The organism is Desulfopila sp. IMCC35006, assembly GCF_005116645.1.
In the GTDB taxonomy this organism is placed as follows: Bacteria; Desulfobacterota; Desulfobulbia; order Desulfobulbales; family Desulfocapsaceae; genus Desulforhopalus_A.
Window position 1 is genome coordinate 37696 of record NZ_SWCM01000001.1, and the last position, 15697, is coordinate 53392.

Annotated in this window: 13 protein-coding genes; 12 read left to right on the plus strand and 1 reads right to left on the minus strand. The window is 48.5% G+C overall.

Annotated elements, in window-relative coordinates; all coding sequences use genetic code 11:
- Window positions 1-15 precede the first annotated feature (15 nt).
- Window positions 16-858 carry a MoxR family ATPase gene (locus FCL47_RS00165; RefSeq protein ID WP_136811338.1) on the minus strand — a complete coding sequence of 281 codons (843 nt, stop codon included), beginning with the start codon at window positions 856-858 and terminating at the stop codon, window positions 16-18.
- 1013 nt (window positions 859-1871) lie between these two features.
- Here FCL47_RS00165 and FCL47_RS00170 point away from each other — a divergent pair.
- From FCL47_RS00170 to FCL47_RS00225, 12 genes are all read left to right on the plus strand, one after another.
- On the plus strand, window positions 1872-3194 hold the full coding sequence (locus FCL47_RS00170; RefSeq protein WP_136811340.1) for a (Fe-S)-binding protein: 1323 nt from the start codon (window positions 1872-1874) through the stop codon (window positions 3192-3194).
- A 64-nt stretch (window positions 3195-3258) separates the two neighbouring features.
- Window positions 3259-4131, plus strand: coding sequence for a methylenetetrahydrofolate reductase (locus FCL47_RS00175; protein ID WP_136811342.1), 873 nt, complete (start codon window positions 3259-3261; stop codon window positions 4129-4131).
- 100 nt (window positions 4132-4231) lie between these two features.
- Window positions 4232-7276: an FAD-dependent oxidoreductase gene (locus FCL47_RS00180; protein WP_136811344.1), complete on the plus strand. Its 3045-nt coding sequence runs from the start codon at window positions 4232-4234 to the stop codon at window positions 7274-7276.
- On the plus strand, window positions 7276-7698 hold the full coding sequence (locus tag FCL47_RS00185; RefSeq protein WP_136811345.1) for a hydrogenase iron-sulfur subunit: 423 nt from the start codon (window positions 7276-7278) through the stop codon (window positions 7696-7698). The genes FCL47_RS00180 and FCL47_RS00185 overlap by 1 nt, the downstream gene beginning before the upstream one ends.
- 51 nt (window positions 7699-7749) lie before the next feature.
- Window positions 7750-8418, plus strand: coding sequence for a methylenetetrahydrofolate reductase C-terminal domain-containing protein (locus FCL47_RS00190; RefSeq protein ID WP_136811347.1), 669 nt, complete (start codon window positions 7750-7752; stop codon window positions 8416-8418).
- Window positions 8415-9338: a methylenetetrahydrofolate reductase gene (locus FCL47_RS00195; protein WP_136811349.1), complete on the plus strand. Its 924-nt coding sequence runs from the start codon at window positions 8415-8417 to the stop codon at window positions 9336-9338. Before FCL47_RS00190 ends, FCL47_RS00195 begins: the two co-directional genes overlap by 4 nt.
- A 48-nt stretch (window positions 9339-9386) precedes the next feature.
- Window positions 9387-9770 carry a PleD family two-component system response regulator gene (locus FCL47_RS00200; protein WP_136811351.1) on the plus strand — a complete coding sequence of 128 codons (384 nt, stop codon included), beginning with the start codon at window positions 9387-9389 and terminating at the stop codon, window positions 9768-9770.
- Window positions 9771-9842: 72 nt separating this feature from the next.
- Window positions 9843-10361 (plus strand): hypothetical protein, encoded by a 519-nt coding sequence (locus FCL47_RS00205; protein ID WP_136811353.1) that lies wholly within the window; start codon window positions 9843-9845, stop codon window positions 10359-10361.
- 25 nt (window positions 10362-10386) lie between these two features.
- The gene (locus FCL47_RS00210) at window positions 10387-10893 is read left to right on the plus strand and encodes a hypothetical protein (RefSeq protein ID WP_136811354.1); all 507 of its coding nucleotides are present in this window, start codon (window positions 10387-10389) and stop codon (window positions 10891-10893) included.
- Window positions 10894-11000: 107 nt separating this feature from the next.
- A complete protein-coding gene (locus FCL47_RS00215) occupies window positions 11001-12536 on the plus strand; it encodes a PAS domain S-box protein (RefSeq protein ID WP_136811356.1) in 1536 nt (511 codons plus the stop codon).
- Window positions 12537-12971: 435 nt separating this feature from the next.
- On the plus strand, window positions 12972-14714 hold the full coding sequence (locus tag FCL47_RS00220) for a 4Fe-4S dicluster domain-containing protein (protein ID WP_136811358.1): 1743 nt from the start codon (window positions 12972-12974) through the stop codon (window positions 14712-14714).
- Window positions 14711-15643 (plus strand): CoB--CoM heterodisulfide reductase iron-sulfur subunit B family protein, encoded by a 933-nt coding sequence (locus tag FCL47_RS00225; protein WP_136811360.1) that lies wholly within the window; start codon window positions 14711-14713, stop codon window positions 15641-15643. The genes FCL47_RS00220 and FCL47_RS00225 overlap by 4 nt, the downstream gene beginning before the upstream one ends.
- Window positions 15644-15697 lie beyond the last annotated feature (54 nt).

Genomic DNA, 15697 nt, shown 5'->3' on the forward strand with positions numbered 1-15697 from the left:
GACTCACCTTCCGCATCAGAAGATACGTTTTTTGAGCAGGCTGCCAAAGGATCGTTGATAATCACCACTTTTCTTGAAGAGAACCCCGAGGTAGGGGATTTCTTTCTTCAGTCGTTCGCCATCATGAAAATCGGGGTCTGCCGCCAGTGCCCGTATCCAGTTGATCAGTTCACGGGTAGCCGGTTTTTTCTCAACACCTTCGATATTGCGCAGATTATAAAAGGTATGTATGGCATTCTCGGCGAGCCTCTGGTCAATTTCAGGAAAATGAACGTTTATTATATTACGCATCATCTTGGGATCAGGAAAAGCGATATGGTGGAAATTACACCGCCCGAGAAAGGGATCGGAGAGATCTTTTTTGGCATTGGAGGTGATAATAATCACCGGCCTCTGCCTGGCCCGTATCGTTTCATCGGTTTCGATGATATCAAACTGCATCTGGTCGAGGACGTCGAGCATATCATCCTGAAACTCCGTCTCAGCCTTGTCGATCTCATCGATCAGCAGGACACAGCGTTTGTCCGCGGTAAACGCCTGGCCGATCTTGCCCATCTTAATGTATTCATTAATATTGCTGACATTTCTGCTGGAATCACCGAAGCGACTGTCGTTCAGGCGAGTCAAAGTATCGTACTGATACAGGGCCTCCACGAGCTTCATGCTCGATTTGACGTTTAAAATAATCAGCTGCATCCGCAGCGTCTCGGCGATAGCATGGGCAAGCATGGTTTTGCCGGTGCCGGGTTCTCCTTTCAGCAGCAGGGGCATTTCCAGCACCATTGATATGTTCACAATTTTTGCCAGTTCCTGGTCCAGAACGTATCGTGCAGAACCAGTGAAAGGATTTTTGTTCATGTCAATCCTCAACGTTTATATTATTTTATCAATCGGTCATCTATAGAGTGGCCGCAACGAACAGGGAAGCTCCCTCCAACATACTACCATTTCATGTGCAGCTAGAGGTACCATTTACCACCATTATTTTCGACCATGTTCTTGCTTTTCAAATATATTCATTTTTATCTATAATATTACTGATAAAGAACCGGCAACTACTATTCCCGGTTACCTCTAACCAATGAAACTGCTCTGTATCACTTAAAGAATAAAGGATATAGACATTAAGCAGCTATTTATTTTTATGTTTTCACTAAAGATAGCGAACTGTTGCCGATTTTCAGACTATTCCATAGGCATTGACTTTTGATTTTCCTATTTGTAGATTCAACTTCTGCTAGAATTTTGCAAGTGGGTACTAAAAAGTAAACGACCGGTTCAATGCAGCTGATCGTTTAACTATCGAATTTCACTTGACTGATCGGAGAGCAAAAAAATGCAATATCACAGTTCAGCAAACAGGGCCTCGGTTTCTCGGAAGGCACTCTTTTTACTGACATCTGCATGCATCCTCTTTAGCCGTATTTCTTCCCTAGCACTCTTTTTCATCCCCTCTTCCCTGCAAAAATCCTTTCCCGAAAAAATAATAGCTTTCAGACAAAATGCTGCGGACACAGTCAATTCTTTTAAGACGTGCAGCATTTCGGTCTATAGAACTCTCATCGCTGATATATTGCTGACAGGTAAAAATACTTTTACTCGCTCGTCCGTCCTACCGATTGCACGACAGGACAAAAAATATATATACAGGACTTTTTTGAGAGATTCTTGAACAAGTACATGCGTACAGTAAAGCTTTTTTGCGACGACAACCATAACCTAAATCTGCCAGACAACCCACGCCAAACAAGGAGGATTATTGTAAACATACTGGCAAAAATCATTCTCAAACCACAGTCGAATAGTGCCTGCGAGCGGTTTGGCCGTCTCGCCGACAATGCGTAACTGGATAGGAAAAAAGGAATAAGTCAATGTCAGAAAGCACCATCAAAATCAAAGGAAAAAAGCAAAGCTCCTTTCTAGACAAGGTCAAGGAGATCATCCCGGACGGTGGAAATCTGAATCTCTGCCTCACATGCGGAGCCTGCGCTTCAGGCTGCCCTGCAACAGGGCTGGCGGATATGGATCCACGAAAATTCCTGCGCATGTGCGCCATGGGAATGGATAAGGAGGTGACCACCCATCCATGGGTATGGATGTGCACAATGTGTCAGCGCTGCATCTATGTCTGTCCAATGAAAATAGATATTCCTCAACTCGTCTTTAATGCCCGCGCAGAATGGCCTCGTGAAGAACGGCCGTCAGGTATCATGAAATCCTGTGATATGGCACTCAGAAACGAATCCAACAGCGCCATGGGTACAGCCCCCGATGACTTCATCTTCGTAGTTGAAGATGTACTCGCTGAATACAAAGAAGCCCAGCCCGAATTCAAGGACATGGAAGCCCCCATCGACAAGGAAGGCGCTTTCTTCTTCGTCAATCAGAACTCACGGGAACCGGTCACCGAACCTGACGAAATGGTTCCGCTTTGGAAAATCCTGCATCTCGCCGGGGTTGACTGGACATATGGCAGCAAAGGATGGGCCGCCGAAAATTACTGCATGTTTCTCGCAGACAATAAATGCTGGGAAAGGGTAACGAGGGTTTCGGCCAACCAGGCCGATGCATTAGGGTGTAAGGTCTTTCTCAATACGGAGTGAGGACACATAACATTCTCAGTCCGGGCCGGACTGAAAAAATTCAATATTGATCATAAATTCGAAGTAGCTTCGATCTATACCTATTATGCAAAATGGATTCGGGAAGGACGACTGAAAGTCAGCTCCGCCTGGAACAAGGACCGCAAAATCAAGTTTACAATTCAGGATCCCTGCCAAATTATCCGTAAAGGCGAGGGAGATGTTGTCGCCGATGACCTGCGATACGTCATCAAATCGGTGGTCGGGGAAGAAAATGTCATCGAGATGACCCCAAACAAATCGAACAACTACTGTTGCGGTGGCGGCGGCGGTTTCCTGCAATCAGGTTTCACTGAGGAACGCCGCGCTTACGGCAAAATCAAATTCAACCAGATTATGGAAACCGGGGCGGATTATTGTATTACCGGGTGCCACAACTGCCATGCCCAGGTGCATGATCTTGGTCATCACTTTGGCGCCAGCTACGGTACCGTGCACATCTGGACGTTGATCTGCCTGTCTCTCGGAATCCTTGGTCCCAACGAACGGTCCTATCTCGGAGACGACCTGAAAGATGTAGACGTGTTTCACCCGGAGACTTCCCTGTATTAATGATGCACAATTTAATCCAGGGCTAAATAAACTGGTTTGCTCTGACTAGGAGGGAAATAAGCCTATGAGTTTTCAAAAACGATTAGCGGCAAAAGAATTCGCTGTATTAGCCGAAATGCACACCCCGAAAGGTATTAATATATCCAGATTGGTCAACGATGCCCGCCGTCTGAAGGGCAGAGTCGATGCAGTTGTTGTACCCGACATGGACAATGGAATCATGCGGATGAGTGCACTGGCAGGCGGTGTTTTACTCCAGCAGCAAGGCGTTGAAACAATCATGCACATGTACTGCCGGGATCGCAACAGGATGGCCCTGCAGGGAGATGCTCTGGCTGCCCATGTTCTTGGCATCCAGAATATTGTCGTGGCCGACAGCACGGATATGAACGAAAGCGACCACAGTGATGCCACCCCCGTCAACGATCTGGATGAGGTTCAACTCATCGAGGCCCTCATGGGCCTGCAGACAGGAAAAGATATGAGTGGTTTCGATCTGGACGGCGCTCCCGATTATACCATCGGCTGCACCTTGACCCCATTTACCGACGACAAGGGGAGAGATGCCGCCCTGCTGACCGCCGAAAAGAGGGTGAAAGCCGGAGCGGGTTATATAATTGTTCCACCGATCTACGATGTGCCTGGCAGCGCCAGCCTTCTTGCGAGGGTAAACGAACTTGGCGTGCCGGTTATTGCCACGGTTTTTCTGCTGAAATCATTGGCGATTGCTCAGTATATCACCAACAGTGACCCAGGTGCCGGGATAAGCAGCGATATGATACGTCGTATCCGCAAGTCTCCCAACCGGGAACTGGAAGGAATTAAAATTGCCGGAGAAACAATCCTGGCATTAAAAGAAAATACCCAAGGCGTTTTAATACAGACACTGGGATGGGAACATAAATTGCCCGAAATCCTTGATGTTGCCAAAATTTGATTGTTGAGATGACGATTTTCAAAATACCATCGCAATTTATCCAAGGATTGACCGAATAATTCGTTTAACCCTGCTCAACCTGTGACAAGAAAAGGTAACAATGCAGAATTCAAATACAATCGAAACCCAAAATAACAAAGTACTCGTTGTCGGTGGAGGTCTCGGTGGGATACGAACGGCTCTGGATTTAGCTGAAGCAGATAAAGATGTCGTTCTTGTCGATAAGGACTTCACTGTTGGTGGTCTTATGACCCAGTTGGATAGAACATTTCCAACCAATAACTGTGATCTCTGCACCATCGCCCCCCACCTTTCCGAGAGCAACCGCCAGGAACATATCGAACTCATGACTATGACGAGTGTCGACAATGTCACCGGTGAAAAAGGTAACTTTTCGGTTACTCTCATAACTAAACCCAGATATATCAATCTTGAAAAGTGCACCGCCTGTGGGGAATGCTTGAAGCAATTCCCCGAGTGCGTACGATTTAACCCCGGCCTAGACCATCGGGCGCCAACCTGTATGCGCTACCCCCAGGCAACACCTCAGGCGTTTTCCATTGACCTGGCAAAATGCACGGATGTGCAGGCGCTGGTCAAGGTTTGCCCGGCCGGGGCCATAAACCCGGACGATATGCCCATCAAACGAGAACTCAAATGCGCCTCAATTGTTTTATCACCGGGGGCGGATCTGTTTGATCCCAGCGCACTTGATTATCTTGGGTATGCCAAATTTCCCGATGTCGTCACCAGTCTTGAATACGAAAGAATCCTTTCTGCCTCCGGACCAACAGCCGGCAAGCTCCTCTGCCCGTCTAACGGCAGACAACCTAAAAAAATCGCCTGGATTCAGTGTATTGGCTCCAGAGGGCTGCAAAAAGGCGCCGGGGCTTACTGCTCCAACGCCTGTTGTATGTTTGCGTTAAAAGAGGCAATCATAACCAAGGAACGATTCCAGGAAGATATCGAAACAACTATCTTCTATATGGATATGCGGACCTTCGGAAAAGACTACGAACTGTACCTGAATCGAGCCAAGGATGATTATGGCGTGCGTTTTCTACGCAGCCGCCCCCACTCCATTCTGCACCACGAAAATGAAGAGAATCTGACCCTCACCTATACCCAGGATGACAGCACCAAACAGTTCGAAGAGAAATTCGACATGGTCGTCCTCTCTACCGGTTTTAAGACCTCTGAGGATACACGGGCACTTGCCACCAAAATAGGCCTTCAGCTCAATGATGACTTCTTCCCGGTAACCGATGGCTTTAATCCCGTCGCCACTACCAAACCGGGTATCTATGTTGCCGGAACCTTCCAGGGCCCGAAAGACATTCCGGACACCATGGTCCAGGCCAGCGCGGCAGCCTGTATGGCGGGCGCCGATCTGCCCTTCTTTGCTAAAAAGCAAGCAGCAGAGAAGGAAGAAGAACGGGCCAGAGACATCAGCCTTGAAGAACCCAAAGTGGGAGTCTTCATCTGTGACTGTGGGGAGAATATCGGCGGGGTCATCAATGTCGAGGATCTGGTCGAAGATGCAGCCAAACTCCCTTACGTGGCCGTGGCCAAAGCAGAAGGGCATGGCTGCAGCCGGATCTCCATGCAGAACATCCGGCAGACCATTGAAGAGGAACAACTCAACCGGGTCGTAATCGGCGGCTGTTCTCCGCGAACCCATCTGACGAAATTTCAGGACCTGCTCGGTAAAGCGGGACTCAATAAATACCTGGTGGAAATCGCCAATATCAGGGATCAGGCGACCTGGGTCCATTTCGGTATGCCCGGTGAGGCAACGACCAAGGCCAAGGAGCTGATCAAAATGGCTGTGGGGAGCGCGGTCAAAGCGCAACCTCTGGCTGACCAGAGCCTGCCGATGAATAAAAATGTCCTGGTAGTCGGGGGTGGTGTTACCGGAATGACCGCTGCTCTGCGCCTGGCCGATCAAGGATTCCAGATTTATCTGGCAGAAAGAAGCGACAAACTCGGCGGTCTGGCCAATAAACTCATCAAGACTCTGGAAGGTGACGATGTCCAGGCCTTTGTTGCCGACCTGATAGCGAAAGTCCAGAATAACAAGAAAATCCAGGTCTTCACCCGGGCATTAATCGTTGACCACAGCGGCATGCCGGGCATGTTCAAAACCGGCATGCAGAGTGGACCGCAGATGTTCTATCGACAAATCGATCATGGCGTGACCATTCTGGCAACAGGGGCACTGTCGAATCGCCCGTCGCAATACCTGCTTGACCAATCCCCGGCGGTCAGAACGCAACTGGAAACCCAGAAGTTTGTTTATGACAATCCGGATGCCGTAAAAAAATGGGAAAATGTGGTGATGATTCAGTGCGTTGGATCCCGAACCCCAGAAAACCCGAATTGTTCCCGCATCTGTTGCCAGAACGCTATCAAAAATGCCCTGGCAATTCTTGCAATCAATCCCGAGGCACGGGTCTTTGTCCTCTATCGGGATATGCGAACCTATGGTTTTCAGGAAGAGTACTACCAGAAAGCGAGAAGCCAAGGAGTCCTCTTCGTCCGCTACGACCTGGACACCCCGCCGAAGGTACAAGCTGCCGGCGATCAGGTTGACGTCACTTTCCATGATGCAATTCTCGGCATGGAAATAACTGTTACCGCCGATAACCTCAGCCTCAGTACAGGGATGATCGCCGATAACGATGCCACCGAGGAACTGGCAATGGTCTTCAAACTGCCCCGGACTGTCGACGGATATTTCCTGGAAGACCACGTTAAACTGCGACCGGTCGATATGTCGGTTCCCGGCTTCTTTGTCGCCGGCACTGCGCATTCTCCTAAACTCATCAGAGAAAGCATCACCCAGGCCAATGCAGTGGCAGCCAGGGCCCAGACAATGCTGGCGAGAGATAGTATCAATCTGGGAGCTGCATCGGCAAAGGTTGACGGCAATTTATGCGCCGCCTGTCTGATCTGCGTCAGAGCATGTCCGTTTGATGTTCCCTTCATCAATGCCGATGGTTATTCCGAAATCGATCCGGCCAAGTGCCATGGCTGTGGGATATGTGTCTCGGAATGTCCGGCCAAAGCCATTCAACTGATGCAATTTGAAGACGACAGAATTCTTGCAAAGGTAGAACAACTTTTTGAAAGGATAAATGCATAATGGAAAATTTTGAACCGGTAATAGTAGCTTTCTGCTGCCACTACTGTGCCTATACTGCCGCGGACATGGCCGGAAGCCAACGCCTGCCATATCCGCCGAATGTTAAAATCGTTCAGATCCCCTGTTCTGGCAAGATCGATGCGCTGCATATCGTCACCGCTTTTGAAAAGGGGGCCGATGGTGTCTACGTAGCAGGCTGCCTCGAGGGCGATTGTCACTTTAAAAATGGCAACACCAGGGCTGCGCGAAGAATCGAATTTGTCAAAAAATATCTTGAAGAAATCGGCATCGAAAGCGAACGGCTGGAAATGGTTAATGTGTCCGCTGGAATGGGACACCGCTTCGCCCAGGTGGCGACAGAGATTACCGATAAAATTCGTAAACTGGGCCCCAGCCCGATAAGGACAGCCCTGGCCCAATAGCCGACATCGTTTTTGTGTTGACGGTATAAAAAATAAGGAGAGTGAACCACCATGATCACTGCTGAACGAAAACCTTTAGAAGAACTTATTGAATACATAAAGCCTTTCAAGCGCATACTGCTGCTTGGCTGCAACGAGTGTGTAACGGTCTGTGCCGCAGGAGGCAGAAAGGAAGTAGGACTGCTCGCATCCGGCCTGCAGATGGCCATGCTGAAAACTGGCAATAACATTGAAATCCGGCAACACACCCTGGAAAGACAGTGCGATCCGGAGTACGTGGAGGAACTGGTTCCCATGATCGATAGTGCCGATGCGGTCATGTCCATGGCATGTGGCTGCGGAGTCCAGCAAATCGCTATGCGTTTTAAGGACAAACCGGTATTTCCCGCAGTGAACACCACCTTTATGGGCGCTTCCGAGCGGCAGGGGGTGTGGGCGGAAAGATGCCAGGGTTGCGGCAACTGCCTTCTAGGCATTACCGGTGGTATCTGTCCTATTGCAAGGTGCGCCAAGCAGCTGATGAACGGTCCCTGCGGCGGTTCAACCGGCGGAAGATGCGAGATCAGCGAAGACGTGGACTGCGCATGGCAGCTTATCTGGGACAGGTTGAAAGCCCTTGGCTTGCAGGACAGATACTTAGATATCGTTCCAGCGAAAGATTGGCGGACGGGTGGCGGTAGTGGTCCAAGAAAGATTATCAGAGAGGATTTGGCAGAATGAAAACTGAAAGCAAATTAGAAAAAATTTTAGCAGCGGGACATCTGGCAGTTACCTCAGAGTGCGGGCCGCCACGCGGAGCTAAATTCGACGAAGTCGTCACCAAATCAAAATACCTCGAGGGTATTGTCGATGCGGTCAATGTGACCGACAACCAGACGGCGATGGTTCGCATGTCCAGCCTGGCGGCCTCGGTTATTATTAAACAGCAGGGCTTGAATCCTCTGTTTCAGGTTACCTGCCGAGACCGCAATAGATTGGCCATGCAGGCCGATATAATCGGTGCCTATGCATTTGGTATCGACACCATGCTCTGTCTCTCCGGCGACCATACTAAATTCGGCGATCATCCAATGGCCATGAACGTCCACGATATCGATTCCATCCAGATGATCCAAATGGTCAAAGATATGCGAGATAAAGGGATATTTCAGGGAGGTGCGGAAATAAAAGGTGCGCCCAAAATGTTTATCGGTGCCGCCGCCAACCCCTTTGCCGACCCGTTTGAGCTGAGAGTTATGCGCCTTGCCAAAAAGATTGCGGCCGGGGCCGATTTTATCCAGACTCAATGTATATTCAATGTCGATAAGTTTGAAAAGTGGATGGAAGGCGTTCGCGCCAAAGGACTGCATAAAAAATGCTATATCCTGGCGGGCGTAACTCCCTGTAAATCACTTGGTGCAGCCCGATACATGGCCAACAGGGTGCCTGGAATGGATGTACCAAAGGAGATCGTCGACCGGATGGCTTCCGTCCCTAAAGAAAAACAGGCGGAAGAAGGCGTTACCATCTGTGTAGAAACCATTGAAAGACTGAAAAAAATCGAGGGTGTCGCCGGTTTTCATATTATGGCCATTGAATGGGAAGAAAAAGTTGAAGAAATTTGTAAAAGAGCAGGACTTCTTCCCCGACCTCAGGTATAAATAATATATGACTTTTTCAACCAATAAGCAGATGGAGGAGAATTACACATGAGCGATAAAAAACTGATTCTTGTGGTAGATGACGATACCGATCTCGTGGAAATGGTCTCCATGAAGTTGGAAAACGCCAATTTTCGTGTTGCCAAAGCGTATGACGGTTTTGAGGCTATGGATCGCATTAAGGAAGAACGCCCTGATCTGATCATTCTCGATGTCATGATGCCGCGAAAAGACGGATATACATTGTGTGATGAACTCAAAAATTCTGATCAATATAAAAGTATTGTTATTATCCTGCTGACAGCGGTTACCGAAGCCATAAAATCGACCAACTACACCCATATGGGTGGCAAGACGACTCTGGCTAACGATTTCGTGCCAAAGCCCATAGATCTCGACAAGCTCATGGAAATTGTTCAAGACAATCTGTAGTTTTTCTGCTGTTCCCTCCTGCAGAGTGTAAGCCCTGCAGGAGGGAACAGTTTTTTCTTTATGGGCAAGCCAATGGAAAAGGACCAAAAAGTTCGCATTGGTGGTATCAAGTTCAGTGAAGAACTGATACAAGTGACTGTTGCTAAAAAATCCCCGGACGATCTCTCCATTTGCCGCCTGCTGCACCTGATAGCTGAAAAAAATATTAATATTTCTTTCCTCTGTCACTCAGTATTTACCAGAACTCCTGAGACCATTTTTTGTGTGGAAAGTTCAGAGCTTGATGCAATCCGTAACATACTCAAGGCTGCTGCTTTTCCAGATGAGCACTTCGACATTATCCGGTCCGTCGGCACACTGACTCTATTTCCTCATCGCAACGAGTTGAAACTGCTGGGCCTTATCATCGATCTTTTCGGCGCCTGCAATTTCCCTGTTTATTCTTTCAGTACTTCTATTTCAGCAATCGCGCTCAATACAGATTTCTTGTCTCTCGACAATATTGCCAAAAAGTTACAGACTGTTCTTCTTCTCCCGGATAATCATGCTCCGTTTCGCCAGGGTTTTCGGGTAACCCAGATACAAATGTAAGCCTTTCATTTTGGGAGAGACCTGCGTGGAAACAATTGCAGTATACAGGGAAGAACAGGTTAAGGTGTACGGCATCACGGAAAAGGCCGATTTCGCGCTGGCGATTCTCCATTTTCCCGGGACAAGTATGGCGCTCTGGGGTCGGCGAATTATGAGCCTGGAGCAATCTCTGAATCGATTTGAACTCGTTACCTGCCACACCGGCAACAGCAGAGCAGTAGAGTTGCACATCCTCTTTGACCCAAAATATGCCGACACCTTGCGCAATACCGTAAATGCCCTCATAAAAGAGGAAAAGAACACGGCATTCACCCTGAAACAGCCGGTGGATGTGTTGTTTCTATTTGGTCCTCATTTCCAGGATAGATACGGTATCGTCGATATTGCCTTCAACGCTCTCAGGAAAAACGACGTCGAGATTCTCGTTTCTGGTTGCGCCGGAACCAGCATGTATTTTGTCACGTCGAAAAATGAGGGGCGCAAAGGTTTTCATATTCTCGCCGATACCTTTCTTATTCCAACGAGAATATAGCCTTCATTGCAGGAACCAGGCGACGGAAAATCTTCGAAATATTCGAACAACAGAACTGTGATTCATCATACTTCCCGCTCCTTAAACACCGCACCACATGCAAGCCAATGAATGAAGCCAATGATTTTGACATAAGTGAAGTTGACTGGAGGGTCGGGGTCTTCGACGCTCTGTCTTTTCCAACCCTTATATTAAATACCGACAGCACTATACTTGCTGCCAATAAAAAGTTTTACGAGCGAAACAACGCGACCAAGACGCAAATTGTCGGCAGAACCTGTAAGGAGATTTTTTCTGAAGACAAATCGCTGAAACATCTGTCCTGCTCGGGCAGCAACTGCCCTCTTCAACGCGTCTTATCTTCAAAAGCAAACCAGTCCGTTGTCCATAAAAATGTTGCTGAAGACGGGGAAATCGTCTGGGAGGAAAGGGTTTTTGCCCCGATCTTTGGCAGCGACGGGGAGGTGAAATATGTCATTGAGAGTCTTCGCGATATAACAAAAATCAAACATCTTGAGAAAAAATACAGTGATGTCAGGGAACTGATTGATAAAGTAGTACAGAGTTCTGTCAGTGCCATCATGGCCGCTGACCGCAAGGGTGAAATCATCTTGATGAATAAAGCTGCCGAGAATCTTTTTGGTTACTCGGTTCAGGATGCGAATTTAGTCAATATTGAAGATTTTTATCCTCCCGGAACCGCCCGCGAAATCATGAAAAAGCTTCGCGATAAAAATATTGGGGAAGCGGGCAAACTCCCCAGCACCCAGGTCAAGATTATAAACAAAAAGGGTGACCAGATACCGGTTGAAATGACCGCGGCAATTATTTACGAAGATGGACACGAGGCGGCCACCGCGGCAATTTTTAATGATCTTCGGGAGAAACAGGCCGTCCAGAAAAAGCTTGAAGAAACGGAGATTCAGCTCTTTCAATCGGAAAAACTGGCATCTCTTGGCCGGTTGGCGGCTGGCGTAGCTCATGAGATCAACAATCCCCTGACGAGCATCCTGCTCTACGGCAATCTGATGCGGGAGAAACTGGAAGCCAATCATCCCTTGAGCAGCAACCTCAGCTATATCCTCGAAGATGCCGAGCGATGTAAGGATATCGTCAAGAATCTCCTCGCCTACAGTCGTCAGACCCGACCGGCAAAAAACATCTTTTACCTGAACAACCTCATAAGTGAAAGCCTGCGCCTGATTCGTGACCAGAAGCTCTTTATGAACGTGAAAATCATTAAAGACCTCGACGAATGTCAGATTCTCGTCAATGCCGACAAAAATCAGCTCTGTCAGGTCCTGATCAATCTGATCATTAATGCCATTGACGCCATGGAAGGTAATGGAACCCTTACTCTCAAGACCTATCGTGACTCACAGGCAGGCAAGGCCTATATTGAAGTGTCCGATACCGGCAATGGCATCCCCCAGGAAAACCTGGCGAAGGTATTTGACCCATTTTTCACCACCAAGGAGGTGGGCAAAGGAACCGGACTCGGACTCAGTATGGCCTATGGTATTCTTGAAGAGAATCACGGCAAAATTTCCATAAAACAGACCGGTCCCACTGGAACGACCATCCTCCTTGAACTACCGGAAGAAAAGGTGACGAACGGATTCCAGTTCATGTCGATAGGTTGAATTTCTTTATGACTGCACCATATACTGGAGAAGGGGTCTGGAAATCCCCTCGCGACAATTGAGCATTCCGAGATGTTCATGATCAATTATTTTTATACCGGCGTGAATGACTGCTCGACGCATGTATTAAAAAACGGTATAATCTGCACTACCTACTGCACCTTATCGGCAGGTAGCTATAAAGAAAACACACTTCACAGTCAAAAACGTTTCAAGACAGAGAAAAGAAGGAGGCAACACCTATCACGTGCGAACTAAATGAGTACCTTCCAGATTGTGTCCTCTTTCCCAGCCAGGAACGGATCGATCTCAAGGTATAGAGCCCAACTATCTGGCCGTTTTGCGGAATCGGGGGCAACAAGTTACAATCGCGCAGTGAAAAACCGATAACCAATTCCAATCACAGGAAAAAGACAAGGATATAGAGATTGAGCCATGAATACTAATACACTTACTATGCTATTGGGTTTATCTGTCAGTATCTGTCTCGTTGGTTTGATTATCAGATTAGCTATCTGGTTCTCCCAAGGCATACGTCCTTCCCTGTCCGCCCCCTCTTCCCCTCTCAGTGCCGTCAATCGAATAGGTGCTGCAACCCACGGAATACTCAGAGTAATTTTCAGTTCCAAAAGCCTTCTCGTGCTGAAATCTTTTTTTGTCGATCTCCTCTTTCAAAAACGCATTTTCGACAAGAGCTATCTCAGGTGGGCAGCCCATACCCTCATTTTCACGGGTTTTATCCTGCTGTTTTTCATGCATGCCCTTGGGTCGATTGTCTCCCAGGCCATCTTCAGTGATTATTACCCGACACTCAACCCCTTTCTCTTCTTGCGGGATTTTTTCGGGGTGATGGTACTTGTCGGCCTCGGCATCGCCATATACCGGAGAATATCTCTTAAACCGCAGCGAATGCGCACCTCTGCAGGCGACTGGGCAGCGATTGGTTTTATCGGGGTCATTATCCTCTCCGGCATGCTGCTCGAAGGTGCTAAAATATCGTCTTTTACCATATACCAGAACATGGTCGACGAATATGCCTCGCTCGATGAAGAAGAAGGAAGAGCCCTTGAAGCATTCTGGGTTCAGGAAAATGGAGTGGTTTCGCCCAATATTGCCGGGCCGATTGATCCGGAGTTGGTCGCCCGCGGCCGCGAGGTGAACTCGGATAGCTGCATTACCTGTCACGCCTCGAACAGAACCGCCTTTGCCAGCTTCGCCATGGCCACAATCACCCGACCGTTTGCGGCAGTGGTTGGAGATTTCAAGGCGACCACCATGCTCTGGTATCTCCATATCATTGCCTGCCTGTCCTTTTTAGCCTGGCTGCCGTTCAGTAAAATGTTTCATATGTTAGCCGCCCCCGTCAGCCTTATCACGAAACGGGTAACCGGAGATGAAATAGACGAACCGGCGAATGTACTCACCGCACAGATGGTAGGGCTGTCCGCCTGCACCCATTGCGGAACCTGCTCCCTGGAATGTTCGTCGAACATGTTTTACGAAACATTCCAGAACGATTTCATTCTGCCATCCGAAAAGGTACAATATCTGAAAAAATTTGCCGCGGGTAAAGAGCGCGATCCCGCGATAATAAAGCGCATGCAGCAGGGACTTTATGTCTGCACCAGCTGCGATCGCTGCACCACGGTCTGCCCGTCGGGGATCAATCTGAAACAACTCTTTGTCAGCGCGCGTTACAGCCTGCTTGAATCGGGTACCCCCGAAACAACCATGCTCAGTCATTTCTCCTTTCCTCTGGCGTTGGCGCAGAATTTTGTCGACGACCACATAAAGGCCCTCAAAAAGGTGACTGATCTGTTTAAAAAGAACTTTCAGCATCTTGCCGATCTTTCGGCGCCACTCACTCTGGGCAAAACGACTGGACTCGAAAATAACACCTACAAGAGCTGCTACTCATGCCAGCGCTGCACCAACGTCTGTCCGGTGGTCAGAAGCTATGACAATCCGGTGGAAGCCCTGGGCATGCTGCCCCACCAGATCATGTTCAGCCTGGGTATCGGAAATACGGATCTGGCCATGGGGGCGCAGATGATCTGGAGTTGTTCCACCTGTTATCTCTGCCAGGAACATTGTCCTAACCAGGTCCAGCTTTGTGATATTTTTTATAATCTCAAAAACAGTGCCATCAACAAAATGGAGGCTGCAGCGAGCTCATGAAATACGCATTTTTTCAGGGATGCAACATTCCAATCCGCATAAAGCAATATGCAACATCCACCGAAGCCGTACTCAATACATTCGGTGTAGAACTGGAGGTCGTTCCTGACTTCAACTGCTGCGGTTATCCGGCACGAAATGTGGACGAGAAGGCATATCTCCTGCCTTCTGTCCGCAATATGGCTATTGCCGAAAAAATGGGCCTCGACATTGCGGTTATTTGTAACTGTTGTTTTGCCAGCCTGCAGAAAGCCAAAAGTGTCATGGCCGGCAACAGCAGCCTGCAAGATGAATTAAACGGCTTTCTTAGCAAAGAATCATTGCAGTACAGCGGTAAAGTGCAGATAAAACATTTCTTAACTGTCCTCTACGAAGATATCGGGATCGAACAAATTAAAAGCCGCCTGGTCAATCGAATCAAAGACCTGAACATCTCGGTCATTCACGGGTGTCATATTCTGCGCCCCCGAGAAATCACCTCCTTCGATGACTCTTTTGTCCCGCGGATAACCGACGAACTTGTTCAGCTTACCGGAGTTACCAGTCTCGACTGGCGTGGTAAACTGGAATGTTGCGGTGCAGCCCTTGCCGGCATCAACACGGAGCTCTCACACAAACTGCTGCAAGAAAAAATCTCCGGTGCAGAGGCGGCCGGGGCCAATTACATTACCCCAGTCTGCTCCTATTGCCATCTGCAATTTGACACAACCCAGAAAACTCTCCATGCGGCAGACCCGGCCGGCAAACTCCTGCCGGTGCTGCTCTACCCACAACTTCTCGGTCTCTGTCTCGGCATTGATGAGCAACTCCTGGGAATTCACCAGAACAGTACAATAGGAATAGAAGATATCCAGCACCTGAAGTCCCTTCTCGGTCCACCGGGAGAAGAGAAGAAAAAGGCCAAGAAAAAGGCCGCAGCTGCTGCCTGACCAAACATCTTCTCCACCTGCAGTTTCTATCACCAACCACCTCTCTGATTCATA

What these genes read in the sequence shown, in the direction of transcription:
- FCL47_RS00215 (WP_136811356.1), top strand. Translation starts at nt 11,001, where the DNA reads ATGAATGAAGCCAATGATTTTGACATAAGTGAAGTTGACTGGAGGGTC.
- FCL47_RS00200 (WP_136811351.1), top strand. Translation starts at nt 9,387, where the DNA reads ATGAGCGATAAAAAACTGATTCTTGTGGTAGATGACGATACCGATCTC.
- FCL47_RS00185 (WP_136811345.1), top strand. Translation starts at nt 7,276, where the DNA reads ATGGAAAATTTTGAACCGGTAATAGTAGCTTTCTGCTGCCACTACTGT.
- FCL47_RS00175 (WP_136811342.1), top strand. Translation starts at nt 3,259, where the DNA reads ATGAGTTTTCAAAAACGATTAGCGGCAAAAGAATTCGCTGTATTAGCC.
- FCL47_RS00165 (WP_136811338.1), bottom strand. Translation starts at nt 858, where the DNA reads ATGAACAAAAATCCTTTCACTGGTTCTGCACGATACGTTCTGGACCAG.
- FCL47_RS00190 (WP_136811347.1), top strand. Translation starts at nt 7,750, where the DNA reads ATGATCACTGCTGAACGAAAACCTTTAGAAGAACTTATTGAATACATA.
- FCL47_RS00180 (WP_136811344.1), top strand. Translation starts at nt 4,232, where the DNA reads ATGCAGAATTCAAATACAATCGAAACCCAAAATAACAAAGTACTCGTT.
- FCL47_RS00195 (WP_136811349.1), top strand. Translation starts at nt 8,415, where the DNA reads ATGAAAACTGAAAGCAAATTAGAAAAAATTTTAGCAGCGGGACATCTG.
- FCL47_RS00225 (WP_136811360.1), top strand. Translation starts at nt 14,711, where the DNA reads ATGAAATACGCATTTTTTCAGGGATGCAACATTCCAATCCGCATAAAG.
- FCL47_RS00205 (WP_136811353.1), top strand. Translation starts at nt 9,843, where the DNA reads ATGGAAAAGGACCAAAAAGTTCGCATTGGTGGTATCAAGTTCAGTGAA.
- FCL47_RS00220 (WP_136811358.1), top strand. Translation starts at nt 12,972, where the DNA reads ATGAATACTAATACACTTACTATGCTATTGGGTTTATCTGTCAGTATC.